The 26812-nt window shown below is 64.5% G+C and carries 27 protein-coding genes, 1 pseudogene and 1 riboswitch; of the genes and pseudogenes, 19 read left to right on the top strand and 9 right to left on the bottom strand.

The features are described from left to right. Positions 1-11: 11 nt before the first annotated feature. The gene (locus AC4FWB_RS05370) at positions 12-581 is read left to right on the top strand and encodes a hypothetical protein (RefSeq protein ID WP_491024767.1); all 570 of its coding nucleotides are present in this window, start codon (positions 12-14) and stop codon (positions 579-581) included. Here the strand turns inward: AC4FWB_RS05370 and pdxH are convergent. Continuing rightward, positions 578-1195, bottom strand: coding sequence for a pyridoxamine 5'-phosphate oxidase (pdxH, locus tag AC4FWB_RS05365; RefSeq protein WP_491024766.1), 618 nt, complete (start codon positions 1193-1195; stop codon positions 578-580). The two genes, AC4FWB_RS05370 and pdxH, sit on opposite strands and share 4 nt — an antisense overlap. A gap of 40 nt (positions 1196-1235) precedes the next feature. On the opposite strand from pdxH, the gene AC4FWB_RS05360 reads away from it, so the two are divergent. The 4 genes from AC4FWB_RS05360 to AC4FWB_RS05345 all read left to right on the top strand — a co-directional run bounded on the left by AC4FWB_RS05360 (position 1236) and on the right by AC4FWB_RS05345 (position 4322). Beyond that, the gene (locus AC4FWB_RS05360; protein WP_491024765.1) at positions 1236-1700 is read left to right on the top strand and encodes an RT0821/Lpp0805 family surface protein; all 465 of its coding nucleotides are present in this window, start codon (positions 1236-1238) and stop codon (positions 1698-1700) included. Between the two features lie 119 nt (positions 1701-1819). Further along, complete coding sequence (locus AC4FWB_RS05355) at positions 1820-2752, top strand: DnaJ C-terminal domain-containing protein (protein WP_491024764.1); 933 nt, start codon at positions 1820-1822, stop codon at positions 2750-2752. A 108-nt stretch (positions 2753-2860) separates the two neighbouring features. Then, entirely contained in the window at positions 2861-3679 is an 819-nt protein-coding gene (gene fabI / locus AC4FWB_RS05350; protein ID WP_491024763.1) for an enoyl-ACP reductase FabI, read from the top strand. 55 nt (positions 3680-3734) lie between these two features. After that, positions 3735-4322, top strand: a complete 588-nt coding sequence (locus tag AC4FWB_RS05345; protein WP_491024762.1) for a histidine phosphatase family protein — start codon at positions 3735-3737, stop codon at positions 4320-4322. 274 nt (positions 4323-4596) lie between these two features. On the opposite strand, the gene AC4FWB_RS05340 is transcribed toward AC4FWB_RS05345, so the two are convergent. Further along, a complete protein-coding gene (locus tag AC4FWB_RS05340) occupies positions 4597-4851 on the bottom strand; it encodes a DUF1344 domain-containing protein (RefSeq protein ID WP_491024761.1) in 255 nt (84 codons plus the stop codon). A 200-nt stretch (positions 4852-5051) separates the two neighbouring features. Between AC4FWB_RS05340 and aroC the strand changes: the two genes are divergently transcribed. Further along, positions 5052-6161 carry a chorismate synthase gene (gene aroC, locus AC4FWB_RS05335; protein WP_491024759.1) on the top strand — a complete coding sequence of 370 codons (1110 nt, stop codon included), beginning with the start codon at positions 5052-5054 and terminating at the stop codon, positions 6159-6161. Between the two features lie 92 nt (positions 6162-6253). Further along, positions 6254-7354, top strand: coding sequence for a 3,4-dihydroxy-2-butanone-4-phosphate synthase (gene ribB, locus AC4FWB_RS05330; protein ID WP_491024758.1), 1101 nt, complete (start codon positions 6254-6256; stop codon positions 7352-7354). A gap of 192 nt (positions 7355-7546) precedes the next feature. Here ribB and AC4FWB_RS05325 read toward each other — a convergent pair whose 3' ends face one another. Continuing rightward, a complete protein-coding gene (locus tag AC4FWB_RS05325; RefSeq protein WP_491024757.1) occupies positions 7547-8767 on the bottom strand; it encodes an MFS transporter in 1221 nt (406 codons plus the stop codon). Positions 8768-8888: 121 nt separating this feature from the next. On the opposite strand from AC4FWB_RS05325, the gene AC4FWB_RS05320 reads away from it, so the two are divergent. Next, the gene (locus tag AC4FWB_RS05320; protein ID WP_491024755.1) at positions 8889-9497 is read left to right on the top strand and encodes a TetR/AcrR family transcriptional regulator; all 609 of its coding nucleotides are present in this window, start codon (positions 8889-8891) and stop codon (positions 9495-9497) included. A 117-nt stretch (positions 9498-9614) separates the two neighbouring features. Continuing rightward, the gene (locus tag AC4FWB_RS05315) at positions 9615-10595 is read left to right on the top strand and encodes a hypothetical protein (protein WP_491024754.1); all 981 of its coding nucleotides are present in this window, start codon (positions 9615-9617) and stop codon (positions 10593-10595) included. Between the two features lie 33 nt (positions 10596-10628). On the opposite strand, the gene bluB is transcribed toward AC4FWB_RS05315, so the two are convergent. After that, positions 10629-11366, bottom strand: a complete 738-nt coding sequence (gene bluB / locus AC4FWB_RS05310; RefSeq protein ID WP_491024753.1) for a 5,6-dimethylbenzimidazole synthase — start codon at positions 11364-11366, stop codon at positions 10629-10631. A gap of 41 nt (positions 11367-11407) precedes the next feature. After that, a riboswitch (cobalamin riboswitch) is annotated at positions 11408-11587 on the bottom strand. Between the two features lie 114 nt (positions 11588-11701). On the opposite strand from bluB, the gene AC4FWB_RS05305 reads away from it, so the two are divergent. The 6 genes from AC4FWB_RS05305 (at position 11702) to AC4FWB_RS05280 (ending at position 16755) form a co-directional block, all read left to right on the top strand. Then, positions 11702-12628, top strand: coding sequence for a histone deacetylase family protein (locus AC4FWB_RS05305; protein ID WP_491024752.1), 927 nt, complete (start codon positions 11702-11704; stop codon positions 12626-12628). Between the two features lie 3 nt (positions 12629-12631). Next, complete coding sequence (locus AC4FWB_RS05300) at positions 12632-12883, top strand: exodeoxyribonuclease VII small subunit (protein WP_292302855.1); 252 nt, start codon at positions 12632-12634, stop codon at positions 12881-12883. A gap of 100 nt (positions 12884-12983) precedes the next feature. Then, positions 12984-13250 (top strand): DUF2277 domain-containing protein, encoded by a 267-nt coding sequence (locus AC4FWB_RS05295; protein WP_491024750.1) that lies wholly within the window; start codon positions 12984-12986, stop codon positions 13248-13250. 10 nt (positions 13251-13260) lie between these two features. After that, the gene (locus AC4FWB_RS05290; protein ID WP_491024748.1) at positions 13261-14181 is read left to right on the top strand and encodes a pirin family protein; all 921 of its coding nucleotides are present in this window, start codon (positions 13261-13263) and stop codon (positions 14179-14181) included. 231 nt (positions 14182-14412) lie between these two features. Beyond that, complete coding sequence (dxs, locus tag AC4FWB_RS05285) at positions 14413-16326, top strand: 1-deoxy-D-xylulose-5-phosphate synthase (RefSeq protein ID WP_491024747.1); 1914 nt, start codon at positions 14413-14415, stop codon at positions 16324-16326. A 153-nt stretch (positions 16327-16479) separates the two neighbouring features. Continuing rightward, complete coding sequence (locus AC4FWB_RS05280; protein WP_491024745.1) at positions 16480-16755, top strand: hypothetical protein; 276 nt, start codon at positions 16480-16482, stop codon at positions 16753-16755. Between the two features lie 58 nt (positions 16756-16813). Here AC4FWB_RS05280 and AC4FWB_RS05275 read toward each other — a convergent pair whose 3' ends face one another. Next, positions 16814-17215, bottom strand: coding sequence for a GFA family protein (locus AC4FWB_RS05275; RefSeq protein WP_491024744.1), 402 nt, complete (start codon positions 17213-17215; stop codon positions 16814-16816). 105 nt (positions 17216-17320) lie between these two features. Here AC4FWB_RS05275 and AC4FWB_RS05270 point away from each other — a divergent pair, with 105 nt between their 5' ends. From AC4FWB_RS05270 to AC4FWB_RS05260, 3 genes are all read left to right on the top strand, one after another. Next, complete coding sequence (locus tag AC4FWB_RS05270; RefSeq protein ID WP_491024743.1) at positions 17321-18094, top strand: TlyA family RNA methyltransferase; 774 nt, start codon at positions 17321-17323, stop codon at positions 18092-18094. After that, positions 18091-19332 carry a class I SAM-dependent RNA methyltransferase gene (locus AC4FWB_RS05265; RefSeq protein ID WP_491024741.1) on the top strand — a complete coding sequence of 414 codons (1242 nt, stop codon included), beginning with the start codon at positions 18091-18093 and terminating at the stop codon, positions 19330-19332. The genes AC4FWB_RS05270 and AC4FWB_RS05265 overlap by 4 nt, the downstream gene beginning before the upstream one ends. A gap of 145 nt (positions 19333-19477) precedes the next feature. Further along, positions 19478-22267: a caspase family protein gene (locus tag AC4FWB_RS05260; protein WP_491024740.1), complete on the top strand. Its 2790-nt coding sequence runs from the start codon at positions 19478-19480 to the stop codon at positions 22265-22267. A gap of 227 nt (positions 22268-22494) precedes the next feature. Here AC4FWB_RS05260 and AC4FWB_RS05255 read toward each other — a convergent pair whose 3' ends face one another. The 4 genes and pseudogenes from AC4FWB_RS05255 to AC4FWB_RS05240 all read right to left on the bottom strand — a co-directional run bounded on the left by AC4FWB_RS05255 (position 22495) and on the right by AC4FWB_RS05240 (position 25596). Continuing rightward, entirely contained in the window at positions 22495-23106 is a 612-nt protein-coding gene (locus AC4FWB_RS05255; protein WP_491024738.1) for a transglutaminase-like cysteine peptidase, read from the bottom strand. A 191-nt stretch (positions 23107-23297) separates the two neighbouring features. Beyond that, positions 23298-23465: pseudogene (locus tag AC4FWB_RS05250) on the bottom strand (AbrB/MazE/SpoVT family DNA-binding domain-containing protein); the annotation flags it as partial. Between the two features lie 43 nt (positions 23466-23508). Continuing rightward, positions 23509-24921, bottom strand: a complete 1413-nt coding sequence (gene tldD / locus AC4FWB_RS05245; protein ID WP_491024854.1) for a metalloprotease TldD — start codon at positions 24919-24921, stop codon at positions 23509-23511. A 132-nt stretch (positions 24922-25053) separates the two neighbouring features. Continuing rightward, positions 25054-25596, bottom strand: coding sequence for an invasion associated locus B family protein (locus AC4FWB_RS05240; protein ID WP_491024736.1), 543 nt, complete (start codon positions 25594-25596; stop codon positions 25054-25056). 327 nt (positions 25597-25923) lie between these two features. Between AC4FWB_RS05240 and coxB the strand changes: the two genes are divergently transcribed. After that, positions 25924-26808 (top strand): cytochrome c oxidase subunit II, encoded by an 885-nt coding sequence (gene coxB, locus AC4FWB_RS05235; protein WP_491024735.1) that lies wholly within the window; start codon positions 25924-25926, stop codon positions 26806-26808. The last annotated feature ends 4 nt before the right edge of the window (positions 26809-26812 follow it).

Raw genomic sequence — 26812 nt, 5'->3', positions numbered from 1 at the left:
GGGGGTAGCGGATGACGGTAGAGGTTCTGGATGGCGAGAGCAGGACGAGCGAGCGGAAATGGCGCCGCCGCAGCCTTTGGTCGCTTGTCCTGCTCATCCCGCTGGGCCTGGCCATCGAGTCCTATGACAGCGTCAAGGCACTGCTTGGCGGCAACGACCTCTTCCCGCGCCGCGTTGCCTGGGGCGAAAGCGCCCGTTTCGGCGGTAGCGACTGGAAGCTGACGGATCTGCGCGGCGCCTTCGGCATGGCGAACCTGCCGCCGGATACAGTGCCGGTGCTGGCCGACTTCTCGGTGAACATCGGCGATCCCGATCTGCAGCACCGATGGCTCGGCTGCAAGGTGATGCTGATCGACAAGGACGGCCGGCGCTGGTTGCCGACTTCCGTCGTGTCGCTGAAGGCGCCGGACAACGTGCTGACCTGCACGTCGGCGATCTTCTCCGGCGCCAAGAGCGGTGACACGCTCAATCTGCGCGAGACGTTTCTGGTCCCGAAGGAGGCGACCAAATCGATACGCCCGGCCGTCGGTGTCGCCAGCGAGCGGCCGCATTTCCTGCTGTTCCAGATGGAAAAAGATTAGGGATACAGCCTGGTCTTGTCCCAGTCGCCGGCGGCGTTGCGCGAAAAGACCACGCGGTCGTGCAGCCGGAACGGTCGATCGTGCCAGAACTCGATCGTCTGCGGCAGGATGCGGAAGCCCGACCAGTGTTTCGGCCGCGGGATATCGCCGATCGCGTAGCGTGCGGTGTACTCGGCCACTGCCTTCTCCAGCGCGAAGCGGCTTTCCAGCGGCCGCGACTGTTTCGAGGCCCAGGCGCCGATGCGGCTGCCGCGCGGCCGCGTCGCGTAATAGGCATCGGCCTCGGCGTCGCTGACGATCTCCACCGGCCCGCGCACGCGCACCTGGCGGCGCAGCGATTTCCAGTGGAAGCACATCGCCGCCTTCATGCTGCCAAGAATCTCGCGGCCCTTGGCGCTCTCGAAATTCGTATAGAAGACAAATCCCTTTTCGTCGAACCCCTTGAGCAGCACCATCCGCACATCCGGCATGCCGTCGGCATCGACGGTTGCCAGCGCAACGCCGTTGGGGTCGTTGGGCTCGCTCTTGGTGGCATCCTCCAGCCATGCGGCAAAAAGCCGGAACGGCTCCGCCGCCTCGGTGAAGTCACTGCTTGTTAACTCGGTTTCGTTCATAGTTTTCCAAACTTTTAACATTGCGGGAGGAGTTCGCCGATTGTCGCGTATTGCGCAAGCTTTTGACAGCGGGCAATGGAGCGTTATCGCTTCGGCCAGTGCCAAGGCTGCGCTGCTGACGTTGGCGCTCCCCCTTGCAGGTTGCGGCGCCGGCGGCTTCAGCCTCGAGAAGGCGGAAGTCGACCGCTCGATCATTACCTCCAGCGCGCCTTATTCGCCTGCCCAGCCGGCAAGCAGCGACAAGGATTCGGACCAGACCACCATCGGCAACGCGGTCTCTTCCGCCGACATCCAGGAGCTCGGCGGCCAGGCCGTGCCATGGGCCAATGCCGGCACCGGCTCACGCGGCGCGATCACCGAGCTGGTGGAACTCAAGGATGGCGGCCTCAGCTGCCGTCGCTTCACCGCTACGCGTGAGAGCTTCGACGGCGTTGCCTTGTATAAGGGCGAGCTTTGCATGGCTGGCGCCGGCGGCTGGCGCATGCAAGAGTTCAAGGCGCTCTGATTTAGTTCGGGGCACTCTGATTTTCGCTCGCCGATCCCACTTGCGCCACTGGAATTTCTTCCTATCCAAGCGCATATAGGGGGCAACCGTGGACCCATTCTCTCTTTCAGGCAGGAAGCATGCGCGACCCCTATGAAGTGCTGGGCGTTGCCAGAAACGCATCGGCCAAGGACATAAAATCGGCGTACCGCAAGCTCGCCAAGCAGCATCATCCGGACCAGAACCCGAATGATCCGAAGGCGAAGGAGCGTTTTGCCGCCGCCAACCAGGCATACGAGATCGTCGGCGACGAGAAGACGCGCGCCGCTTACGATCGCGGCGAGATCGACGCCGACGGCAAGCCGAGATTCCAGGGCTTCGAGGGCACGGCTGGCGGCGGCGATCCGTTCGCCGGGTTCCGCCGCCAGCAGGGCCCGGGCGGTGCGCACCATTTCGAATTCCGCACCGGCCGTCCGGGTGGCGATCCGTTCGACGGTAACAGCGACATTTTCAGCCAGATCTTCGGCGATACCTTTTCGGGCGCTCGCGGCGCCGGTAGGGGCGACCGCCGCCAGCCTGTCCAGGCTGCCGATTTGAACGTCACGCTGGATATCAGCGTCGAAGAGGCGGCCACCGCCGAGAAGGTGACGGCGATGTTCCCCGATGGCCGCAAGATGGCGGTCAAGCTTCCGGCCTATGTCGAGGATGGCCAGACCATCCGGCTCAAGGGGCAGGGTGAGCAGGGGCCAGGCCAGCCCGGCGACGCGCTGGTCAAGATCCATATCCGCCGCCATCCGCGCTATCGCATCGAGGGTCGCGACCTGCATGTCGACCTGCCCGTCGATCTCGCCGACGCGGTGCTGGGCGCCAAAGTCGCGGTCGAGACGCCGACCGGCAAGCTCGCGGTCAACGTTCCGGCATGGTCGAGCTCGGACAAGGTTCTGCGCCTGAAGGGCAGGGGTTTGCCGGAAAAAGCCGGCGGCCACGGCGACCTCTATGCCCATGTGCGGCTGATGCTGCATGACGGGGGAGACGCCGATCTCGAAGCCCTGATGCGCAACCGAAAAGGCTGATCGAGGCGATTTTCTCCTCAAGCCAGTCTGTTTTCGACGCTTGAAGGGGCTCTGTGCCTGTGCGATAGGGCTCCACACGAAGCAGACATTCTTGCGGAGAACGCGCACATGGCGGGTGGACAGGGCCTGATGGCCGGTAAGCGGGGCCTTATTCTCGGCGTCGCGAACAATCGGTCGATCGCTTTCGGCATTGCCAAGGCCTGCGTCGATCACGGCGCTGAAATCGCGCTGACCTATCAGGGCGAGGCCTTCAAGAAGCGTGTCGAGCCGTTGGCGGCCGAGCTCAACGCGCATGTCGCCGGCCATTGCGACGTGACAGATCCGGAAAGCCTCGACGCCGTCTTCGCCGACATCGAAAAGCACTGGGGCAAGCTCGACTTCCTGGTGCATGCCATCGCTTTCTCCGACAAGGATGAACTCACCGGCCGCTATGTCGAGACGACACGCGACAATTTCCTGCGCACCATGGACATTTCGGTGTTTTCCTTCACCACCATCGCCAAGCGCGCCGAGCCGCTGATGACCGAAGGTGGCTCGCTTTTGACGCTGACCTATTACGGCGCCGAGAAGGTGATGCCGCACTACAACGTGATGGGCGTTGCCAAGGCCGCGCTCGAAGCCAGTGTGCGCTATCTCGCCGTCGACCTCGGCGCCAAGAAGATCCGCGTCAACGCGATCTCCGCCGGCCCGATCAAGACGCTCGCCGCCTCCGGCATCGGCGACTTCCGCTACATCCTCAAGTGGAACGAGTACAACGCGCCGCTGAAGCAGACGGTGACGCAGGAAGAAGTCGGCGATTCCGGCGTCTACTTCCTGTCGGACCTGTCGCGTGGCGTGACCGGCGAGGTCCATCACGTCGATTCCGGCTACCACGTCGTCGGCATGAAGGCGGTCGACGCGCCGGACATCTCGACCGTCAAGGACTAAAATCCCCGCCTATTTCTTCTCCGCCCAGGCCCTGGCCCGACCTCCGGGAGATATGATGTATCCGCTCGTCTACATCGTGCGCCACGGCCAGACGCAGTGGAATGCCGAGGGTCGGCTGCAGGGCCAGGCCGACACCGACATCAACGCGCTTGGCCGCGAGCAGGCGACGCGTAATGGCCATCGGCTGGCGGAGTTCGTCAGAAATCCTGCGGATTTCGACTTTGTCGCCAGCCCGATGCGGCGCACGCGCGACACGATGGAGCTGATGCGCGCCGCGATGTGGCTCGATCGGCTCGCCTACCGCACGGATCCGCGCCTTGTCGAAATGAGCTTCGGCGACTGGCAGGGTTTCACCTTTGCCGAGCTCGAGGCCAGGCTTCCGGGTTCGACCCACGGACGTCGGCACGCCAAATGGGATTTCCAGCCGCCAGGCGAGGGCGCGGAAAGCTACGAAATGCTGCTTGAGCGGATAAAGCCGTGGTTCGACGCGCTTCGAGGGCCGACGGTCTGCGTCACCCATGGCGGCGTCATGCGCTGCCTGTTCCGCTTTGTCGAAGGCATGTCCAAGAAGGACGCGGCGAGCCTGGAGGTCCCGCAGGACCGCCTGCTCCGGCTGGAGGGCCGGAGCCTGGAGTGGCTTTGAAAGCCGCAACGTCGTCATCCCAGGGCGGAGCAGGAGCGCAGCTCCGTCGCGGAGACCCTGGGATCCATGCCGTGACTTCGGGCATAGCGTAGGAACGGCGCAGAACGGAGGTCGTCCTACACCGCCGCAACGCTCATAGGTAACGGCATGGATCCTAGGGTCTGCGCGCGTCGCTGCGCTCCTTGCTTCGCCCTAGGATGACGAAGCTTTCGGCGTTTCGGCTAATTTTTGAGGCTGCGCTCTGCCAATGCGACTTCGCGTCCAGGAACTAATTCTAGTCGCTGTCCGGCAGCTGCATATCGGTCACGACGTTCTCGCCATTGGTCACGTCAAAGGCGATGACGATATCCATGCCGGGCTTCAGCGCGTCGAGATCGGTTTCGGCGTTGAGCTTGTAGGACTTGCCGTCGTCCAGCGTCAGCGTCAGCGTGTCCTTGTCGACCTTCTTAATCAGGCCCTCGGTCTGGCCGGCGAATGCGGCGGTGGAAATCATGAGCATGGCGCCAACGGCGCCAATCAGGGTACGCATCGTCGTCCTCTTTGGTCATTGCGCCGGCTGGTTAGCGGCGGATCCTCAACGGCGGATGGAAGAGAGCAGAAACCAACCGAATGTGTCAAAACTAAATCCGCCGGATCACAGATTGATGCAGCCGATCACCGTTTGACCGCTGTGGAAAACGCCAATAGAACGCAGCCTTAACCGGCTCGCCGCCGGGCAGGGCGTTTTCCATGTCGCACAACACATTCGGCCATCTGTTCCGCGTCACCACCTGGGGTGAAAGCCATGGCGCCGCGCTCGGCTGCGTTGTGGACGGCTGCCCGCCCGGCATCCGCTTCAAGCGCGAGGATATCCAGGCCGAGCTCGACCGCCGCCGCCCCGGACAGTCGCGTTTCGTCACCCAGCGGCGTGAGCCCGACGAGGTGAAGATCCTCTCCGGCTTCATCCTCGACGAGGACGGCGAGACCATGATCACCACCGGCACGCCGGTGTCGATGCTGATCGAAAATGTCGACCAGCGCTCCAAGGATTATGGCGAGATCGCCCGCCAGTACCGGCCGGGCCATGCCGACTACGCCTACGACGTCAAATACGGGTTGCGCGACCATCGCGGCGGCGGCCGTTCCTCGGCGCGCGAGACCGCAGCTAGAGTGGCGGCCGGCGCGCTCGCCCGCAAGGTGGTGCCTGGCATGGTGGTGCGCGGCGCGCTGGTCTCGATGGGCGAAAAATCGATCGATCGCGCCAACTGGAACTGGAATTTCGTTGGCGATGCCGAAAACCCGTTCTTCACCCCCGATCCGGCCTCGGTCCCCGTCTTCGCCGCCTATCTCGACGGCATCCGCAAGGCCGGCTCCTCGGTCGGCGCGGTCATCGAGATCGTCGCCGACGGCGTGCCGGCTGGCCTCGGCGCGCCGATCTACGCCAAGCTCGACCAGGACATCGCCTCCGGCCTTATGTCGATCAACGCCGTCAAGGGCGTCGAGATCGGCAACGGCTTCGAGGCGGCACGCATCACCGGCGAGCAGAACGCCGACGAGATGCGCATCGGCAATGACGGCAAGCCGGTGTTTTTGTCCAACAATGCTGGCGGCATCCTGGGCGGCATCTCGACCGGCCAGGCGATCGTCGCTCGCTTCGCCGTCAAGCCGACCTCCTCGATCCTGACGCCGCGGAAATCGATCGACAAGGACGGCAAGGACGTCGAGGTGATGACCAAGGGCCGCCACGATCCCTGCGTCGGCATCCGCGCCGTGCCGATCGGCGAGGCCATGGTTGCCTGCGCGATTGCGGATCATTATCTGCGGCACAGAGGACAGACGGGTAAGGGAGTAGGGGAGTAGGGGAGTATGTGGTGTGGCGCCCCCGACGCGGAGCTTTGCCTTTCCCCTACTCCCTTACTCCCCTATTCCCCTAGCGAGTGAAGCGAGCACCTATGCCATACGACCAAAAAAAGATCGTCGAAGCGATCCGCGCTTTCGAGCGCGGCGAGATCGTCGTCGTCATGGATGATGATGGGCGCGAGAACGAGGGCGACCTGATCGTCGCCGCCGTCCACTGCACGCCGGAGAAGATGGCCTTCATCGTCCGCAACACTTCCGGCATCGTCTGCACGCCGATGCTGCGCGAGGATGCGAGACGGCTGAATCTGGCGCCGATGGTGGCCGACAACGATTCCGCCCACACCACGGCCTTTACCGTCAGCGTCGACTTCAAGCACGGCACCACGACGGGCATTTCGGCCGACGACCGCACGCTCACGGTGCGCAATCTCGCCAACGGCAATGTCGGCGCCTCCGATTTCGTCCGTCCGGGCCACATCTTCCCGCTGATCGCGCGCGAAGGCGGCGTCCTGATGCGTTCCGGCCATACCGAGGCCGCGGTCGATCTCTGCAAGCTCGCCGGCCTGCCGCCGGTCGGCGTCATTTCCGAGCTGGTCAATGACGACGGCACGGTCAAGCGCGGGCCCGAGGTTCAGGCTTTCGCCGAGCAGCACGGCCTGAAGCAGGTTTCGGTCGCCGATCTCATCGCCTACCGGCAGCGCAAGGAAACGCTGGTCGAGCGCGTCGCCTGCTCGGACATCGACACCCCCGGCGGCAAGGCGCAGGTCTTCACCTACACGCTGCCCTGGGATTCCATGCACCACGTCGCGGTCGTCTTCGGCGACATTCGCGACGGCGAGGAGGTGCCGGTGCGGCTGCATTCGGAAGATGTCGTGACCGATGTCTTCGGCACCAGCCACCGCCTGGACCGCATCATGAAGGCGATGGGCGAGCGCAAGCGCGGCGTCATCGTCTATCTGCGTGAAGGCTCGGTCGGCGTCGCCCATCAGGAGCGCAAGCGGCCGCAGAGCGGCGACCGCGAGGATCACGAAGAAGCCCGCCGGCGCGAGAACGAGTGGCGCGAGATCGGCCTCGGCGCCCAGATACTCAAGGATCTCGGCATTTCCTCGATCAACCTGATCGCCTCGCGCGAGCGCCACTATGTCGGCCTCGAAGGGTTCGGCATCCATATCGCCAAGACCGAGATTCTTTAGGCTGCCGAGGGACGCGCCGGCGGTCTTGGCGGCAGCCTGCCGCGCTGCTGATTGGCCGGAGCCTCCGCGACGTCGTCATCCTCGGGTCTGCGCTCCGCTTCGCGTCGCTCCGCCCGTGGATGACGAAGTCCCTGAGGCCGCGGCCAACTTCCGACCTCTGCAATGATCATCGGATGGCTGACGCTCGTACCGTCACTCTGCCGGGACTACCGCTTCGCCCCTATCCGCGTCGCAATCGTCCGTCGCCAGCCGGCATTGACCGGCGAGCACCGTTGCCAGCGCGATCGCGCCTGCCGCGACGGACACAAAGAACCCGTTCTGCGGTCCAAAAGTGTCGACCATCCAGCCGGCGGCGAAGGAGCCAAGCGCCATGCCGATGCCGATCCCGGTCGTCACCCAGGTGACGCCCTCGGTCAGCATCGCGGCCGGCACGTGGCGCTCGATCAGCCCGAAGGCGGTGATGAAGGTCGGCGAGATCGCCACGCCGCTGACGAAGACTGCAAGCGCCAGCGTCGGCACCGTATCGGCAAAGAGCAGCGGCAGCGTCGTGAGCGCGATAACGGCGACCGCGATCGCCAGTTGCCGCTGCAGCGGCGCTTTCAGACTGAGCGCGCCGACGATGATGCCGAGCACGAAGGATCCGAGCGCGTAGACGCCGATGACGAGGCTGGCTGCTTCGGGCTGGCCGAGCGCCTTGGTGATCGCCACCGTGGTGACTTCGGTGGTGGCGAAAGTCGCGCCGACGAAGATCAAGGCGAAGGTGATGATCTGGACCGGCCGCAAGCGGATCGCCGATCCGGCCGCGCCATGGTCTGCAGGACGCACCGGCGGCTCCGTCGAGCGCTGAAGCAGGAATGCCGCCGAGCCGAAGGCTAGCAACAGGGTGCTCACCAACATGCCGGCTTCCGGGAACAGCGCAGCGCTCAAGCCGACCGACAGCGAGGCGCCGGCGACATAGACCAGCTCGTCAGCGGCCGATTCGAAGGCGAAGGCGGTGTTGAGTTCGGGGCGGTTGCGAAAAATCTCGGTCCAGCGCGCCCTGACCAGCGCCGGGATGCTGGGCATGGCGGCGGCGAGCAATGCCGACAGGAACAAGGTCCATGCCGGCCAGTGCTGGTTGGCCGCCGCGATCAAGGCCGCGAAGGAAAGCACCGAAACCAAGGTCGTCGGCACGGCAATCCGGCTCTGGCCGAGCCGGTCCACCAGCCGCGAGATCTGCGGCGACAGGAAGGCATTGACCAGCGCGTAGGTGGCCGAGACGGCACCGGCCAGCCAGTATTCGCCATGCGCCTGCGACAGCATCGCCACGATGCCGATCGGCGCCATGGCGATCGGCAGCCGTGCGATGAAGGCGGCCGCCGCAAAGCCTTTCGTGCCGGGAGCCCGGAAGATTTCCGAATAGGGGTTTCGCATGGTCCTGCTCCTCGACAAGGGAAGGCGCCGCAATTACATACGCAGCGTATGAATGTCAGATAGTTCATACGTCGCGTATGTCAATTGGCATACGAGACGTATGTGAATAGGGCCAGAAGCCATGCACAAACCCCGCAAGGAGATGATCGCCGAGACGCGCGCCAAGCTGATCGCCGCCGCTCGCCACGCCTTCGGCACGATCGGCTATGCCGAGGCCTCGATGGACGATTTCACCGCCTCGGCGGGCCTGACGCGCGGCGCGCTCTACCATCATTTCGGCGACAAGAAGGGGCTGCTGCAGGCAGTGATTGCCGAGATCGACGGCGAGATGGCGGCGCGGGTGAACGAGGTGGCCGCGCGGGCGCCGACGCGCTGGCAGCATTTCGTCGACGAATGCACCACCTATATCGAGATGGCGCTGGAGCCGGAGATCCAGCGCATCATGTTCCGCGACGGCCCGGCGGTGCTGGGGGATCCGGCGCAATGGCCGAACGCCAACGCCTGCACGGCGTCGATGACGGATCATCTGACAAGGCTGCAGGAAGAGGGCGTGGTCGTGCCCGATCTCGATCCCGAGACCGCGGCGCGGCTGATCAACGGCGCCAGCAGCCAGGCCTCGCAACGCATCGCCAATTCGAACGATCCCGAGGCGACGTCGAAGAAGGCGATAGCTGCGTTCAAGCAACTGCTCGAAGGTCTGCTGAGGAAAGCAGACGAACCGGCCGGATAAGCAGCGTCGCTCGGACTTGTGCACCGGTTTGATGTCTGAATGGCCCTGCCCGCAATTGACTTTGATCGGGGTGGGCGCATCCTCTCCGGCCAACTCTGAGGTGGGAGAGTCGGGGCCATGTGGGACTTCAGCATCGGCCGGTCGGTGTCCATCATGATGCGGACATGGCCGTTCATCGTCTTTCGCATGATCGTCTATTTCGGCATCACGGTGGCCTACATCATGGCGACCGGCACCGGCGCCAGCGTCGGCTATGGCGTCGGCCACATCTCGACCGACCCGGACGGGCCGATGTCGTTTGCGTTGTGGGGCGGGGTTGTCGGCTTCGGCGTCGTCTCGATCGCCGTCTACTGGATCCGCGAATACATCCTCTATGTCCTCAAGGCCGGCCATATCGCCGTGATGGTCCATCTGATCGACGGCCACGACGTTCCCGACGGCCAGGGCCAGATCGCCTATGCGAAGGAAGTGGTCACCCAGCGCTTCGCCGAGGCCAACATCCTTTTCGTCGTCGATCAGCTGGTGAAGGGCGCCATCCGCGCCATCACCGGCCTGATCGGCGGCATCGCCGCCTTCCTGCCCATTCCGGGCTTGAGCGGCCTCGTCAGCTTCATCAACACGGTCATCCGCCTGTCGCTGACCTATGTCGACGAGATCATCCTCGGCTACAACATCCGCATCAATTCCAACTCGCCTTTCGAGACCGCCAGGCAAGGCGTCGTGCTCTACGCGCAGAACGGCAAGCGCATGGTCAAGAACGCCGTCTGGCTGGCGGTGATCATGTGGGGCGTGTCCTTCGTCATCTTCCTTTTGATGCTGGCGCCTGCCGGCGCCATTCTCTGGGTCATGCCCGGACAGCTCGCCGGCTGGGCCTTCGTGCTGGCCATCGTCTTCGCCTGGGCCTTCAAGGCGGCTTTCATCGAGCCCTTCGCCATCGCTTCGCTGATGCAGGTCTATTTCGCCACCATCGAGGGCCAGGTTCCCAATCCGGAATGGGACCGGCGCCTGGCCGAGACCTCGTCGAAATTCAGGGAACTCCGCGACAAGGCGCTCGGCTCCTTCGGCGGCTCGCGCTGGGACACGCCCCGGCCTGCTTGATCAGCAGCCCCTTAACCTACGAAGGTCGCCTGATCACGGCTTCGGCAGCTCGACGCCGCGAAGCTTTGCAATCGCCGACTTGAGCGGCGCCTCGCCGGCGCCGCAAAAGGTCTCGCTCATCACCAGCTCGGGCAGCGGCAGGCGCTTGCCCCAGCCATGCGCTTCGAGGTCCGGCTTCGGCGCGAATTCCGAGACGCGGCCGACGCAGAGATAGGCGATCGGCGTGACATGCTCGGGGATCGACAAGAGCCGCTTCAATGCTTCCGTTTCGATGATGCTTACCCAGCCGACGCCGACGCCCTCGGCCCGCGCCGCCAGCCAGAAATTCTGCACGGCGCAAACGGTGCTGTAGAGGTCCATTTCCGGATTGTGCCAGCGCCCGAGCGGCGAGTCCTTCGAACGCTGCCGGTCGCAGGTGATGCATAGATTGAGCGCGCTTTCGCAGATGCCTTCGAGCTTCAGCTTGCGGTAGAGCGCCTGCCGCTCCGCCTCGATCGCCGGCAATTCCTGCTCGCGCGCGGCGAGGAACAGGTCGCGCACCTGCCGCCGTCGTTCGGCATCGCGGATGACGATGAAATTCCACGGTTGCATATAGCCGACCGATGGCGCGTGGTGCGCGGCCGTCAGCAATCGCGCCAGCACGGCATCGTCGAGATCGTCCGAAACGAAATGGCTGCGCACGTCGCGCCTGGTGAAAATCGTCCGATAGACGGCGTTCCGCGCCAATTGGTCAAAGTCATCGCCGCCGGTGGCGGCCGCTCGTGCCTGCATCGCTTTTCCCCTTGCGACAGCAATCATCCGCCTGACCATGCGGACGACCATGTCTGCCGGGCCGGTCTTCTGGCTCGGGATCGTCCCGCGTCCGGCGCCTTCCCGTCTGAGACAGTGGCTTTTGCCGGCGCGGTCCCCCTTACAGCGTTGGGCACGCCACGGATTTCAACCGTGTTCCCGATTCTCCCGCGTTGCGGGCACCAGGCAGCGGCGCGATCTTATCGCGAAGCTTCAGCCGCGCCAATGCCATCGGCGACACATCAAGACGCGATTTTCCCCAGCCATTCGGCGCTCAAACATGGTCATCCGGGTTACGCATGCCTAGATTAGGCGCCATGACCACCCGTCTCTACACCCATCCGGTATTCTTGGAACACCTCACGCCGCCCGGCCACCCCGAGCGGCCCGACCGTTTGCGCGCCATCGAGCGCGTGCTCGACGACGAGGCTTTTTCGACTCTCGACCGCGTCAAGGCGCCGGAAGGCGACGAGGCGACCATCCTTTATGCGCATCCGGAAGACTTTGTCGCCCGCATCCGCGCGGCCATCCCAGAGAGCGGCATCGTCTCGATCGATGCCGACACCAGCGCCAGTCCGAAGAGCTGGCAGGCCGCGGTGACGGCGATCGGCGCCGCCAATGCTGCGGTCGACGACGTCTTCGAGGGCCGCGCCGCCAATGTCTTCGTTGCCGCGCGGCCGCCCGGCCACCATGCGGAAAAGACGACCGCGATGGGCTTTTGCCTGTTCAACACCGCGGCGATCGCCGCCCGCTACGCGCAGAAAAAGCACCAGGTCGAGCGCGTCGCCATCGTCGACTGGGACGTCCATCACGGCAACGGCACGCAGGACATCTTTTGGGACGATCCGTCGGTGCTCTACTGCTCGACCCACCAGATGCCGCTTTATCCCGGCACCGGCGCCAAGAGCGAAACCGGCGCCGGCAACATCGTCAACGCGCCGCTCGCGCCCAGCACCGGCAGCGAGACGTTCCGCGACGCCTTCCTGTCGCGCGTGCTGCCGTCGATCGATGCATTCAAGCCGGACCTGATCATCATTTCCGCCGGTTTCGATGCGCACCATCGCGATCCGCTGGCCGAGATCAACCTGACCGAGGAGGATTTCGACTGGGCGACCGGCCAGTTGATGGATCGCGCCGGGCGCCACAGCGGCAACCGGCTCGTTTCCCTGCTGGAGGGCGGCTACGATCTGCAGGGACTGGCATTTTCGGTCGCCGCCCATGTCGGGCGGCTGATGAAGGGATAGGATATGGCTGGCGAAGGCAATGAAGACGTCAAAACGATGAGCTTCGAACAGGCGCTCGACGCGCTGGAGAAGATCGTCGATGATCTGGAGCGCGGCGATGTCCCGCTCGACCAGTCGATCCGCATCTACGAGCGCGGCGAGGCGCTGAAGGCGCATTGTGATCGGCTGCTCAAGGCCGCCGAGGACAAGGTCGAGAAGATCAGGCTCTCGCGCGACGGCAAGCCGGTGGGAACGGAGCCGCTCGACGCTGAGTAAGCTGTACTGATATTCAGGTGAAGCCGGCCTGACCTGAATCTCAACACACCTTGGTGCATAATCTCGACGGCGGGACACGACAGACAGGAGGCGAGCAAGCATGTGCCGAAACATCAAGACCCTGTTCAATTTCGAACCGCCGGCGACCGACGACGAGGTCCATGACGCGGCATTGCAGTTCGTGCGCAAGCTGAGTGGTTCGACCAAGCCGTCCAAGCGCAATGAGCATGCCTTCCACCACGCCGTCGAGGCGATCGCCGCCGCCGCGCGCGAGCTCATCGATTCGCTCGAAACCGCCCAGGAGCCGCGCAATCGCGAGGAAGAGGCCGCCAAGGCGAAAGCCAGGTCCGCGCTCCGCTTCGCCTGAGGATGCATCGATGAGTTTTTTCCCGGGCAATGATCCTGAGGCCGGCGACGCCTTCGCCTGCGACCAGATCGAATTGATGGTCATCCCCAACGCCAAAGATATTGGCGGTTTCGAGGTTCGCCGCGCCTTGCCGACGGCAAAGCGTCGGCTGGTCGGCCCGTTCATCTTCTTCGACCGCATGGGACCGGCCATCCTGCGCGCCGGCCATGCGATCGACGTGCGCCCGCATCCGCATATTGGGCTTTCCACCGTCACCTATCTGTTCGACGGCAAGATCAGGCATCGCGACTCGCTCGGCACCGAAATGGTGATCGCGCCAGGCGACGTGAATCTGATGACCGCCGGTCGCGGTATCGTTCATTCCGAGCGCACGCCCGAGGAGCTGCGCGGCGCGCCGATGTCGATCTCCGGCCTGCAGACCTGGTTGGCGCTGCCCGACGGCAGGGAAGAGATCGCCCCGATTTTTGAGAACACGTCGGTGATCCGCCTGCCCGAGATCGACGCCGAAGGCATCAGCGGCCGCCTCGTCATCGGTGAATTTTCCGGGCTGCGCTCGCCGGTCGCGACCGCCTCGGAGACGCTTTATGCCGATCTGCGGCTGGCGACGGGCGCCAGCGTCAAGATCCCCGCCGATGCCGAGGAACGCGCCATCTATACGCTGGAAGGCGAGGTTTCGATCGCCGGAGATCGTTTTCCGGCTGAGCGGCTTCTGGTGTTCAAGCCGGGCGAGGAAATCGTCGTCTCGTCCGAGCGCGGCGCGCATTTCATGCTGTTCGGCGGAGCGTCGCTGGGTTCCAAGCGTTATATCTGGTGGAATTTCGTTTCGTCCTCGAAGGAACGCATCGAACAGGCCAAAGAAGAATGGAAGACAGGCCGCTTCGATATCGTTCCTGGCGATGAGGAAGAATTCATTCCGCTGCCGGAAGGTTAGAGCATGATGGACATCGTGCGCCAGCCGCGTCACTGACACGCATTTACATTCGCTCGCCGGCAGCATATTTCGCGCATGATCAAGGCGCATATTTGTGAAGGTTGGAGCAATTCCGGGAAAAGTGTGAAACGGTTTTCCGTCCGGAATTGCGTGAAACAAGAAGACAGAGCGGTCCCGTGAAACGGTTAACCGCTCTGATGCAAGGTTAAGATTTCAGCAGGCCGCAACAGAGTGAACCCGAAGCCCGATACGCCGCTCCTCGACAGGGTCCGCATTCCTGCGGATTTGCGGGCGCTCGAGGAAAGCGAGCTGCCGCAGCTGGCGAGCGAACTGCGCACCGAGCTGATCGATGCCGTGTCGCACACGGGCGGCCATCTTGGCGCCGGGCTGGGCGTCGTCGAGCTGACGGTTGCGCTGCACTACGTCTTCAACACGCCGCAAGACCGGCTGATCTGGGATGTCGGCCACCAGGCCTATCCGCACAAGATCCTGACCGGCCGCCGCGACCGCATCCGCACGCTGCGCCAGGAGGGCGGCCTCTCCGGCTTCACCCGGAGAGCCGAGAGCGAATACGACCCCTTCGGCGCCGCGCACTCCTCGACCTCGATTTCCGCCGGCCTCGGCATGGCCATGGGCCGCGACCTTTCGGGTGGCCGCAACAACGTCATCGCAGTCATCGGCGACGGCGCCATGTCAGCCGGCATGGCCTATGAGGCGATGAACAATGCCGGCGCGCTCAATGCCCGCCTCATCGTCATCCTCAACGACAACGACATGTCGATCGCCCCGCCGACCGGCGCGATGAGCGCCTATCTGGCGCGGCTCGCCTCCGGCAAGGCCTATCTCGGCCTGCGCGATTTCGGCAAGAAGCTGACCTCCTATCTCGGCAAGCGCGCCGACAACGCCATCACGCGCGCCGTCGAGCACGCACGCGGCTATGTCACCGGCGGCACGCTGTTCGAGGAAATGGGCTTTTTCCACATCGGCCCGATCGACGGACACAATCTGGAGCACCTGATCCCGGTGCTGAAGAACGTTCGCGACAATGCCGACGGCCCGGTGCTGATCCATGTCGTGACCCAGAAGGGCAAGGGCTACGCGCCGGCGGAAGCCGCTGCCGACAAATATCACGGCGTCAACAAGTTCGACGTCATCACCGGCGCGCAGGCCAAGGCGCCGGCCAACGCGCCGAGCTACACCAAGGTCTTCGCCGAGAGCCTGATCCAGGAAGCGCGCGAGGACGACCGGATCGTGGCGATCACCGCCGCCATGCCGAGCGGCACCGGCCTCGACCTCTTCGGCGAGGTGTTCCCGACCCGAACCTTCGATGTCGGCATTGCCGAGCAGCACGCGGTGACCTTCGCCGCCGGCCTCGCCACTGAAGGCTACAAGCCCTTCGCCGCCATCTATTCGACCTTCCTGCAGCGCGCCTACGACCAGGTCGTCCATGACGTGGCGATCCAGAAGCTGCCGGTGCGTTTCCCGATCGACCGCGCCGGCTTCGTCGGCGCCGACGGCGCCACCCATTGCGGCGCCTTCGATACGACGTTCCTCGCCTCGCTGCCTGGCTTCGTCGTCATGGCCGCCGCCGACGAGGCGGAGCTTCGCCATATGGTGCGCACCGCAGCCGACTATGATGGCGGCCCGATTGCCTTCCGCTATCCGCGTGGCAACGGCGTCGGCGTCGACATGCCGGAGCGCGGCTCGGTGCTCGAGATCGGCAAGGGCCGCATCCTGCGGGAGGGCACCAAGGTGGCGCTTCTCTCCTTCGGCACGCGGCTGCAGGATTGCCTGCTGGCTGCGGAAGAGCTCGGCGCGGCGGGCCTTTCCACCACGGTCGCCGACGCCCGCTTCGCCAAGCCGCTGGACGAGGATCTCATCCGCCGCCTTGCCCGCTCGCACGAGGTTCTGGTGACGGTGGAGGAGGGCGCTGTCGGTGGCTTCGCCAGCCAGGTGCTGCATTTCCTCGCCCATGAGGGGCTTTTGGAAAGCGGCCTCAAGGTCCGCCCGCTGGTCCTGCCCGACGAATTCACCGATCACGCCAAGCCCGAGAAGATGTATGCCGACGCGGGCCTCGATACGGCCGGCATCGTGCGCACGGTCTTCGCCGCCCTTGGCCACGGCGTTCAGGCGCAGCGCGCCTGAATCGAAACTTCAGCCGCCCGAATAAGTTTGCAGGCTTCCAACCGTAACCTTTTGTTAACGCTTCCGTTTGGCGGTTCGGTTACCCTGTCTTTTGGCCGATTTTCAACGACGCCCTGCTAAGACCTTGGTCCTAATCAGGCAGGGATAAGAACAATGAAGTCGTTCCTCAGTGGCATGGCCCTTGTGATGGTCATGGCCGCGCCGGTGGCAGCCGAAACGCGTTACGACCGCAACCTGGAAAAGGCGGTGGTCGACATCGTCGCCGGCAAGATGGGCGAGATCCGCGGCGGCTTTTCCTACAAGCAGGTTCCTCAGCTGGTGGTGTTGCCGGAAGCCGCGCCGGTTCCGGTCGAGCCGCGCAAGCAGGCCTCCAACAATGACGGCCTGATGCCGGCCGTCGATCGCCCGGTCTCGCGGACTATTTTCTGATGCATGTCGCCCAAAAGTGCCTTGCGGTTTTGGGACAACGACATGCTTCAAACAAAAATCAGAACCACATATCGCGGACGCAACGGCCGTCACGCGGCAGGTCGTCGAAAGTGTCGAGACCGTCGAAATGGTCGATCGGCAGGTCGGCGACGGCTTCCGGCGGCGCCAGCCTGACATTGACGGCAATGCGGGTACGGCTATCGGAGCTGGAGCGCAAACCGCGCCAGGCGAGCACGCAGGCGCAGGTCGGACAGAACAGGATCTCGAGCGCGGGATCGGTCACTTCGGCGCGCGTGTAGGAGCTCACCGGTCCCGCAACGCGGATGCGCTCGTCGACATAGTCGTAGGCCCAGAGCGCGCCGTAGCGGCGGCAAAGCGTGCAGTTGCAGGCCGTGACCGGCCCAGGATCGCCTTCCAGGGTCCAGTGCGCCGCGCCGCAATGGCAAGTCCCCTTGAGCATTGCCTCCTCCTCGGTTGGACAAAACGGCCCGCATTCTGCCGCGTCCCGCGCCATATTCAACAGGCTACCATTGCCTTCGCGTCCTGCTTTCGCCAATGAAGGCCGATGAATTCTCCGTTGCCAGCCAGCCAGCGCCAGCGACTCGATGAATTGCTCGTCGAGCGCGGCCTGTTCGCCAGCCGTTCGCGCGCCCGTGACGCGATCGAGCGCGGCACGGTCACCGTCGACGGTGCTGTTGCCCGCAAGCCCGGCCAGTCCGTCGCGCCGGACTGCCTCGTCGCCATCGACGATCCGGCGCAGGCCTATGTGTCGCGCGCGGCGCTGAAGCTGATAGCCGGCCTCGACCATTTCAACTTCGACCCGTCAGGCAGCGAAGCGCTCGACATCGGCGCTTCGACCGGCGGCTTCACCCAGGTTCTGCTCGAGCGCGGCGTTGCCCATGTCACGGCGATCGATGTCGGCCATGGCCAGATGCATCCCGATATTGCCGGCGACCCTCGCGTGACGGTCGTTGAGGGGTTGAACGCCCGCGACCTGAAGGCTGCCGATCTCGGCGGCCGTATCCCGGATTTCCTCGTCTGCGACGTCAGCTTCATCTCGCTGAAACTGGGGCTGCCGCCGGCGCTCGCCCTGGCGGGCGAAGGCGCCAGGGCGCTGCTGCTCGTCAAGCCGCAATTCGAGGCCGGCCGCGAAGCGATCGGCAAGGGCGGCCTGCTCAAGGACCCAAGCGATGCCGAGCGCATCGCCGCCGGCCTGCGCGACTGGCTTGCCGCCATCCCTGGCTGGCGCGTGCTCGGGCTGCATCCGTCGCCGATCGAAGGCGGCGACGGCAATCGCGAGTTCCTGCTTGCCGCGATCAAGGACGGTGGATCGCAATGAGCGCGCGTTTCACCATCTCCAGGCTTGGCGCGCAGGGCGACGGCATCGCCGCTGCCGAGGGCGGCGAGGTTTTTATCCCGTTCACGCTGCCGGGCGAGACGGTCACCGCCGCGCGGCAGAAGGACCGCGCGACGCTGATGTCGGTGCTGGAGGCGTCCGCGCTCCGGGTCGAGCCGGCCTGCCGCCATTTCACCGAATGCGGCGGCTGCGCGCTGCAGCATTTCGAGGCCGAGGCCTATCGCAAATGGAAGCGCGAGCGAGTGGTGCAGGCGCTGAAGGCCAAGGGCATCACCGGCGAAATCGACGCGCTGGTGCCTTGCGCGCCGCACACCCGGCGCCGCGTGGTCTTCAGTGCCCGGCGCACCGAGGCCGGCATGCTGCTCGGCTTCGTGCGCGCACTTTCCTCCGAGATCATCCCGATCGAGGAATGCCCGATCTCGCTGCCGGTGATCGTTGCCGCGCTCGATCGCTTGCGGAGGCTGGCCGATCTGGTTTGCGCCACGTCGAAAGCCTTCCACATGACGGTCACCGTCACCGCTTCGGGTCTAGATATCGCGGTCCAGGATGCCGGCAAGCTCGGCGAAAACCAGCGCCGCATCGCCTCCAATTTCGTGATGGCCGAGGGCCTGGCGAGGCTTTCCGTCGACGGCGAGGTCATCGTCGAGCCGAAGAAGCCGGTTGTGCAGTTCGGGTCGGTGGCCGTCGCCGTGCCGCCCGGCGCCTTCCTGCAGGCGACCGAGGCCGCCGAGCAGACGATGGCCGGCCTCGTCTGCCAGCACCTTTCGCGCGCAAAGAAGGTAGCCGACCTGTTCGCCGGTTGCGGCAGCTTCGCGCTCAGGCTCGCGGCGAAGTCGGAGGTGCACGCCGTGGAAGGCGACGCGCCGGCGCTTGCGGCGCTCGACCGCGCCTTCCGTTTCGCCAGCGGCCTGAAGCGCGTGACCGTCGAGCGCCGCGACCTCTTCCGCCGGCCGCTGACCTTCAAGGAGTTGAACAGCTTCGATGGCCTGGTCTTCGATCCGCCGCGCGCCGGCGCGGAGGACCAGTCGAAGCAGATCGCCCGCTCGGACGTGCCGCTGGTCGCGGCCGTTTCCTGCAATCCGGTGACGCTGGCGCGGGACCTGCGCATCCTCCTCGACGGCGGCTATCAACTGAAGAGCGTGACGCCGATCGACCAGTTCCTGTGGTCGCCGCATGTCGAGGCAGTCGCGCTGCTGGAGAAGCCGAGGCGACGCCGGTAGTTCACAACCAGAAATTTGTGAAGCCTCTGTTCTTTCGACGAAATTGCGCCCTAAAGCCGCCTTTTTGCCATCCTTAGATTCACCCAGTCTGGGAAACGTTTCGACCTCTCGAGCGTTTACCATTCTGAATGGATGGCGGATTGCAATGCGGACGCTTCGAAAATTCCTTGGACTCGTCGTTGTTCTCGTCATATTCGCGGTCGGTTCCGCTACCGGGGCGCTTGCGCAAGGTGAAAAGCGGCTGGCCTTCGTCATCGGCAACGGTGCTTATCAGTCCGGCGAACTCGCGACGCCCGCCAACGACGCTGGCCTGATCGGACAGACCTTGCAGGCGGCCGGCTTTGATGTGGTCGGCGCGCGCGACGTGGACCAGGAATCCCTGCGCGGCGCCTTCCGCGATTTCCTCGCCAAAGTTTCGGCCGCCGGCCCTGACGCGGTCGTTTTCGTCTACCTGGCCGGTCACGGTGCGCAGTTCGAAGGCGAGAACTATTTCCTGCCGGTCGACGCCAAGATCGCCAATCCTGCAGATGTGCCGATCCAGGCCATTCGGGTCTCCGACCTCACCCGGCCGCTCGCGGCCCTGCCGACGAAGGTCAGCATCGTAGTGCTCGATGCGGCGCGGCCGAATGCCTTTCCGAAGTGGAAGCAGCCGCTGGCCGGCGGCCTCGCGCTGGTCGATCCCGATCCGAACATGCTGATTGCCTTCAATGCCGCTCCGGGAACCGTCGCGCCAGAGGGCAAGGGTCCTTATGGCGCCTATGCCCAGGCGCTGGCCGAGATGATGCGCGAGGGCGGCCTGCCGCTTGAAGACGTGTTCGACCGTACGCGCCTGCGCGTCAACGAAGTGACGCAAGGGGCCGAAGTGCCTTGGGACGCCTCGAAGATCAGCGTGCCCTTCGTCTTTTTCGACCGCGCGCCGGATGCGCCCGCGCCCAAGGTTTCCGAGGCCGAATCCCAGGCCAACCGGACCAGGGAGATTCGCGACTTTGATGCTCACGACGCCTATGTCGCGGCCCTCGATCGCGACACGCTGCGCGGCTACCAGGATTTCCTCGTCGCCTATCCGCACGATCCGATGGCCAAGCGCGTGCGCGCCATCATCGCAGCGCGGCGCGAGGCGATCACCTGGCGCGAGACCTGGATGCAGGATACGCCGGAAGCTTACTGGTCCTACCTGGACCGCTATCCGCATGGACCGCATGCCTGGGACGCGCGCCGCCGGCTAAGGCATTTCGACGCCGTGCTCGAGCCACCGTCGAGCTTCACCGTGATTATCTATGACGTGCCGCCGCCGCCGCCGGAGGAGATCGTCTATGTCGACCGTCCGGTGCTCTATTTCGACGACCCCGACTTCGATTTCGAACCGCCGCCGCCGATCACAATCATCTTCCTGCCGCCACCGCCACCGGATTTCATCGTGCTGCCGCCGCCGCGGCCACCGGTCGAGATATTCGTCCTGCCGGTGCCGGTCTTCGTGCCCGTGCCCGTATGGGTCAGGCCGCCGCATGACATCGTGTCGCCGCCGGACAACATCATCTTCAACAACATCCACAACGCGACCGTCATCAACAACACGGTGATCAACAACGAGACCATCAATCAGGCCGGACAGCCAAACGGCGGTGCCGAGGGCGGCCTCACCACCCGCCAGAAGATGACCGGAGCTGCCGTCGGCACCGGCGCGACGCTGGCGGCCAGGGTCGCGCTGCCGCCCATGCTGAAGAAGAGGGCGGCCACGTCCGGTCGCGCCGAGTTCAATCAGGAGCAGAGCGGCTTGCCGCTGAAGCCCGGCCAGGGCGTGATGCAGGGCCAGCAGCCTGGTGCTGAGACTCCGCTGTCGAAGAACCTATCCCCCCGCAGGCTTGGAACCGACCACGCCTTGCCGGGAGCCGACGGCAAAACGCTGCCGCTCGTCAACGGCAAACCGATGCTCAATGGCCAGAATTTGCCAGGCAACAAATCCAGGAAGCTCGTCAGGCAAGGCATTGTGGGCGGCAACCAGGAGGCGACGGGAAATGCCGGTGCCGCGGCGACCGGAGAGCAGGGCACCGGTCAGCAGAAGGGCAAGAAATTCCGTAAGCTGCCCACCGTCAACGGCATGCCGGCCGACAACGGGCAGAGCGCCCAGGAAAGATTCGGGAAGAACAATCCGAACGCGCTGTCCGGCCAGGACAACCGCGAACCGAAGAAGCTGACGCGCAAGGATTTGTCGGCGGGCCAGCCCATTGTCGAGCCGGGTGATCAGGGCTCGGCCAGCGGAAAGAACAAAGGCCGGAAATTCCGCAGGCTGCCGACCGTCAACGGCGCGCCGGCCGACAATGAGCCGAGCGTGCGGCAGCGGCTCAGGAAGAACAATCCGGACGTGTTCTCCGACGAGAATCAGGGCTCGGCCAACCGGAGCGACAGGGGCAGGAAGTTCCGCGGGCTGCCGACTGTCAACGGCGAGCCGACCGACAATGAGCCGAGCGTGCGGCAGCGGCTCAGGAGGAACAATCCGGAGGTGTTCTCCGACGAGAATCAGGGCTCGGCCAGCCGGAATGACAGGGGCAGGAAGTTCCGCAGGCTGCCGACCGTCAACGGTGAGCCGGCCGACAACGAGCTGAGCATGCAGAAGCGGCTCAGGAGGAACAATCCGAGCGTGTTCTCCGATGAGAATCAGGGAAGGAAGTTCCGCAGGCTGCAGAACGAAGAAGGTTCCGGCGGCGCGGAGGTCAACGTCCAGCGCTTCAACAGGCCGAACGACAACGCGCAGCGCCGGTTCCAGGAAAAGCCCAACGGCGAGGCGTTCTCCAGACGGCAGAGGCCGGAGTTCCGCGCGCAACCGAGGCCTGAGGTCCAGGAGCGGCGACTGCCGCAGCAGCCGGAGCAGCAGGCGCCGCGAAGGAACAAGAAGTTTGCCTGCGGGAATCCGGGCGAGCCGCCCTGCAACGAGTAGGCGGTCGCCGAGGCCGTAATTCGGGCTGGACCTTCCAATTCGCGAACCAATGCATGTCGCCCAGAAGTTTGCAGCGGTTTTGGGACAACGACATGCATCAAGACAAAGACTTAAAAGCGCGTCGCCTGTATCCGTTTCAGCGCGACGCGCTTTTAGCGAGGAGCGATTGCCTGTCTTGTCGACGCGTTGGAGCAGGCCAATCAGCCTACAACCCTTGGCGGCATGCGTCAGGTTTTCGGCGTGCCGCCGCGCTGGTTGATCGACACCCAGATGTTCGGGTTCTGCTGCGACTGGCGTTTCAGGAAATAATAGCCGGTCGCGTTCCAGGGCCTGACCTCGTCGACCAGATTGTCGAGCACGAGATCGCCCTTGTCGGTCTTCACCGTCAGGATGGTGTGGCCCTCATTGTTGAGGTCGCGCACCACCGTCATCAGCAGCGCCTGCCTGGGAAATCCCGCTGCCATGAGAAGCTTGCGCTTATAGAGCGCATAGATCTTGCAGTCGCCCTTACCGTCCACCGGATAGTCCCAGTGGTCCATCATCGTGCCCCAATGCTCGTAATTGCTGACGGGCTTGATGGCGCGGTTCGCCTTCTGGTTTATCCGCTTGAGGGTGCGCAGGTTCTGCGCGGTCAGCTTGACGTTCGTGGCCGGCAGAGCCGCCACCTTGCACTCTTTCGGCCGGCGGCCGCAGAAATCGAGCCAGCCATAGGGAACGCTGGTGCGTCCTCCAACCGCGACGGAACGAGCCGCATCTGCGGAAGGTTGCGTCGATGGCCGTTTGAACAAGGTCGACTGCGCCGCCGCCGGGTCGATTGAGAGCGACGTCGCGCCGATCAACGAAACAAGGCCAAGGAGGAAAGAAGGGGTCAGGACGTGAGGGGAACGCAACAATGCCAACACCACCGCAACGAGAAGACTGCTGCCAGTAAATGCGGAAACGGCGGCCCACGCAATTGAACAATTAATAATTTGCTAACACGATCGTGTTCGCGCCCGACGGAGGCCACTACGCCTCTTGCAGATCGCTATCAATCACGAGCATGGCGCCGCCGCGCTTCGGCAAGGACGCCAGCGTCCATTTCTTCCGGTGTCTTTGGCTTGCCGCTGTGCGGCAGTATTCCAAAGACATCTGCGGGTCGCGTTGGGGCAAAGGCCGGTGCTGGCTTTGGAAGAATGCTCTCCGGCGTGTCTTCGAGTTTGGACATAGCGGGGAACGTCTATCAGAACGTCCCCGCAGCCTCAAACCCTGGTGCCGCCCACCGTCATCTGGTTCATCCTGAGATGCGGCTGGCCGACGCCGACAGGCACGCCCTGTCCGGCCTTGCCGCACATGCCGATGCCGTTGTCGAGCTTCATGTCGTTGCCGACCATGGTCACCCGATGCATGGCGTCCGGCCCGTTGCCGATCAGCATCGCGCCCTTGATCGGCTGCGTCACCTTGCCGTCCTCGATCATGTAGGCCTCGGTACAGCCGAACACGAATTTTCCCGAGGTGATGTCGACCTGGCCGCCACCGAAGGAGACGGCATAGATGCCCTTCTTGACCGAGGCGATGATCTCCTCAGGGTTCATGTCGCCCGCGGTCATGTAGGTGTTGGTCATGCGCGGCATCGGCTGGTGTGCGTAGCCCTCGCGCCGGCCGTTGCCGGTCGCCTTCATGCCCATCAGCCGCGCGTTCTGGCGGTCCTGCATGTAGCCGACCAGCTTGCCGTCCTCGATCAAGACGTTGCGCGCCGATGGCGTGCCTTCGTCGTCGACGGTGAGCGAGCCGCGCCGCTCGGCGATCGTGCCGTCATCGACCACGGTGACGCCCTTTGCCGCAACTTGGCTACCCATCAGGCCGGCGAAGGCCGATGTCTTCTTGCGGTTGAAGTCGCCTTCCAGCCCGTGGCCGACCGCCTCGTGCAGCATCACGCCCGGCCAGCCGCTCGAAAGCACGATGTCGAACGTGCCTGCCGGCGCCGGAACGGCCTCGAGATTGACCAGCGCCTGCCTCAGCGCCTCGCGCGCGGCATGCTGCCAGCTCTCTTCTGTGAGGAACTCGCCAAAGCTCTTGCGGCCGCCCATGCCGTAGGAGCCGCTCTCCTGCCGGTCGCCGTCGCCGACCACCACCGAGACGTTGATCCTGACCAGCGGGCGGATGTCGCGCACGATCTGACCGTCGCCGCGCACGATCTCGACATGCTGCCACGAGGCCGCGAGCGAAGCCGTCACCTGGCGCACGCGCGGATCGGCGGCGCGCAGCCAGGCGTCGATCTCCTGCAACAGCTTGGCCTTGGCCTCGAAGGTAGGCGAGGGGATGGGGTTTTCGTCGCCATAGAGGTGGCGATTGGTGCGGGCGGGTGCCGCGGCGAGCGTTCCGGAATAGCCGCCCTTGACCGCCGAGACGGCGTCGGCCGCGCGCAGCAGCGAGGCTTCGGAAAGATCGCTGGAATGGGCATAGCCGCTGGCTTCGCCGGCGACGGCGCGCAAGCCAAAACCCTGGTCGGTGTTGAAATTGGCCGTCTTCAGCCGGCCGTTGTCGAACATCAGCGCTTCGCTCTCGCTGTATTCGAGGAACAGTTCGCCGTCGTCGGCGCCCTTGATGGTGTCGGCGACGATCTCTTTGACGCGGTCGTCGGAAATATCGAATTGGCCGATCAGGCTGTTCATGGCAGGATTGTCCACTGGCGGTTTCATCGTTTCACCCGATGTAGGGGCGAAGGCACGTCAAGACAATCGGCAGCATTCACACGCGATTGTCATCGCCGTGAACCGGTGGACGACCCGATTGCAACGCCGAGCTCAGGGCAGGGCGGCGAAGCCTTCGGCGAAGCCCTTGAGATCGACGGGAATGCCGATGCCTTCCTCCGGTGTCTGGAAGACGATGAAGGTGGCCGAGGTGCCGCTCTTCAGCGTGTCGAGCAGCGGCTTCTCGAGGATCACTTCCGCATAGCAGCCGTCCTGGAAGCAGCGCACGAAATAGGCGCGGCCGATGTCCTTGCCGTCGACATTGAGGCCAAGCCCGTTGGGCAAGAGCACGCCGAGCGGCGCCAGCACCCGCAGGATCTCGGCCTTGTTGTCGGCGGTGCGCAGCACGACGACCGAAAGCCCCATTTCCGGACGGTCCTCGGCGACGACGTTCTGCATCATCACGCATTGCTCCGAGGTCGCACCGGCCGGCGTGTCGCAGATGATCGACCACGCTCCATGCGTCGACTTGACCGTGCCGCTGGGCGGCGCGGCGGTCTGAGGTGGCGCGGCGCTCGCCACGCCGTTCAGGCCGGCGCCAAGCAAGGCGGCAAGGAAGACGACCTTCGCCAGGGGTCTCGAAAGCCAGGAAGTCATGACGGCTCCATTGCGAATCACGGCACTTTAAGCTGCGCCAAGGCCAAGTAAAGGACGAGACCGTCGCCGGCCCGCCCAGATACCGGCAATTACGCGCTTTTCCAGAGCAAATTCGCCCGAATTGCGACCGCCCGGCGCGCACCGCCCCGATGGCCGGGGATGCCCTTCCCATTGCGCGCAAAAATGCCGCACGGTTTCGCCCGCTCCTTCCTTGCGGAGGGAATTAGAGTATGGTTTGAACCAGCCAGGGACAGACCGGGATTCCCAATCCCGGCGTCGTTCGTTATTGGTGCGATCCGATCGCAGGAAGTGGGAGACGAGAGGGCGATGAGAAAATTCATGGCAAGCGCCGGACTTCTGGCAGGTGCCGCGGCTGCCGGCGCGCTCCTCTCCGGCGTGCCCGCCTATGCGGATCAGCCGCGGCCATGGGAGACCGCCTTCCAGGCGCCCGCGACCGAAATGATGCGGCAGATCGAGTGGTTCGGGAACTACACGATGTGGTTCGTCGTCCCGATCACAGTCCTGGTGCTGGCACTGCTTGCCGTTTGCGTCCTGAGATTTCGCGCCAGCGTGAACCCGGTTCCTTCCAAGACCAGCCACAACACGCTGATCGAGGTGATCTGGACGGTCGGGCCGGTCATCGTGCTGCTGCTCATCGCCATTCCTTCCTTCCAGCTGCTCACCGCGCAATACACGCCACAGGAGGAGGCCAAGCTCACCGTCAAGGCGATCGGCAACCAATGGAACTGGGATTACGAGTACCAGGTCGACAAGAGCTTCTCCTTCAACTCGGCGATCCTCCAGGATGGTGACCGCGCCAAGGCCGGCAAGGAAGACCGCAACCTTTATCCGCGGCTGCTCGCCGTCGACAACGAGCTGGTGGTGCCGGTCAATACGATGACCCGCGTGCTGATCACCGCCACCGACGTCATCCACTCCTTCGCCGTGCCCTCCTTCGGCATCAAGATGGACGCCGTGCCCGGCCGCACCAACGAGACCTGGTTCAAGGCGGAGAAGGAAGGCCTCTACTACGGCCAGTGCTCGCAGCTCTGCGGCAAGGATCACGCCTTCATGCCGATCGCGGTCCGTGTCGTCTCCGACGCGCAGTTCAAGACCTGGCTGGAGACGGCCAAGACCGACGTGCCTGCCGCCAACAAGGCGCTGATGGCCGAGATCGATGGTACCAACAAGGTAGCGGCCGCTGGCAACTGACGCC

This window comes from Mesorhizobium sp. LEGMi-168a (genome assembly GCF_058312955.1).
The sequence above is the reverse complement of the archived record's forward strand: the minus strand, read 5'-3'. Positions and strand labels throughout refer to the sequence as shown.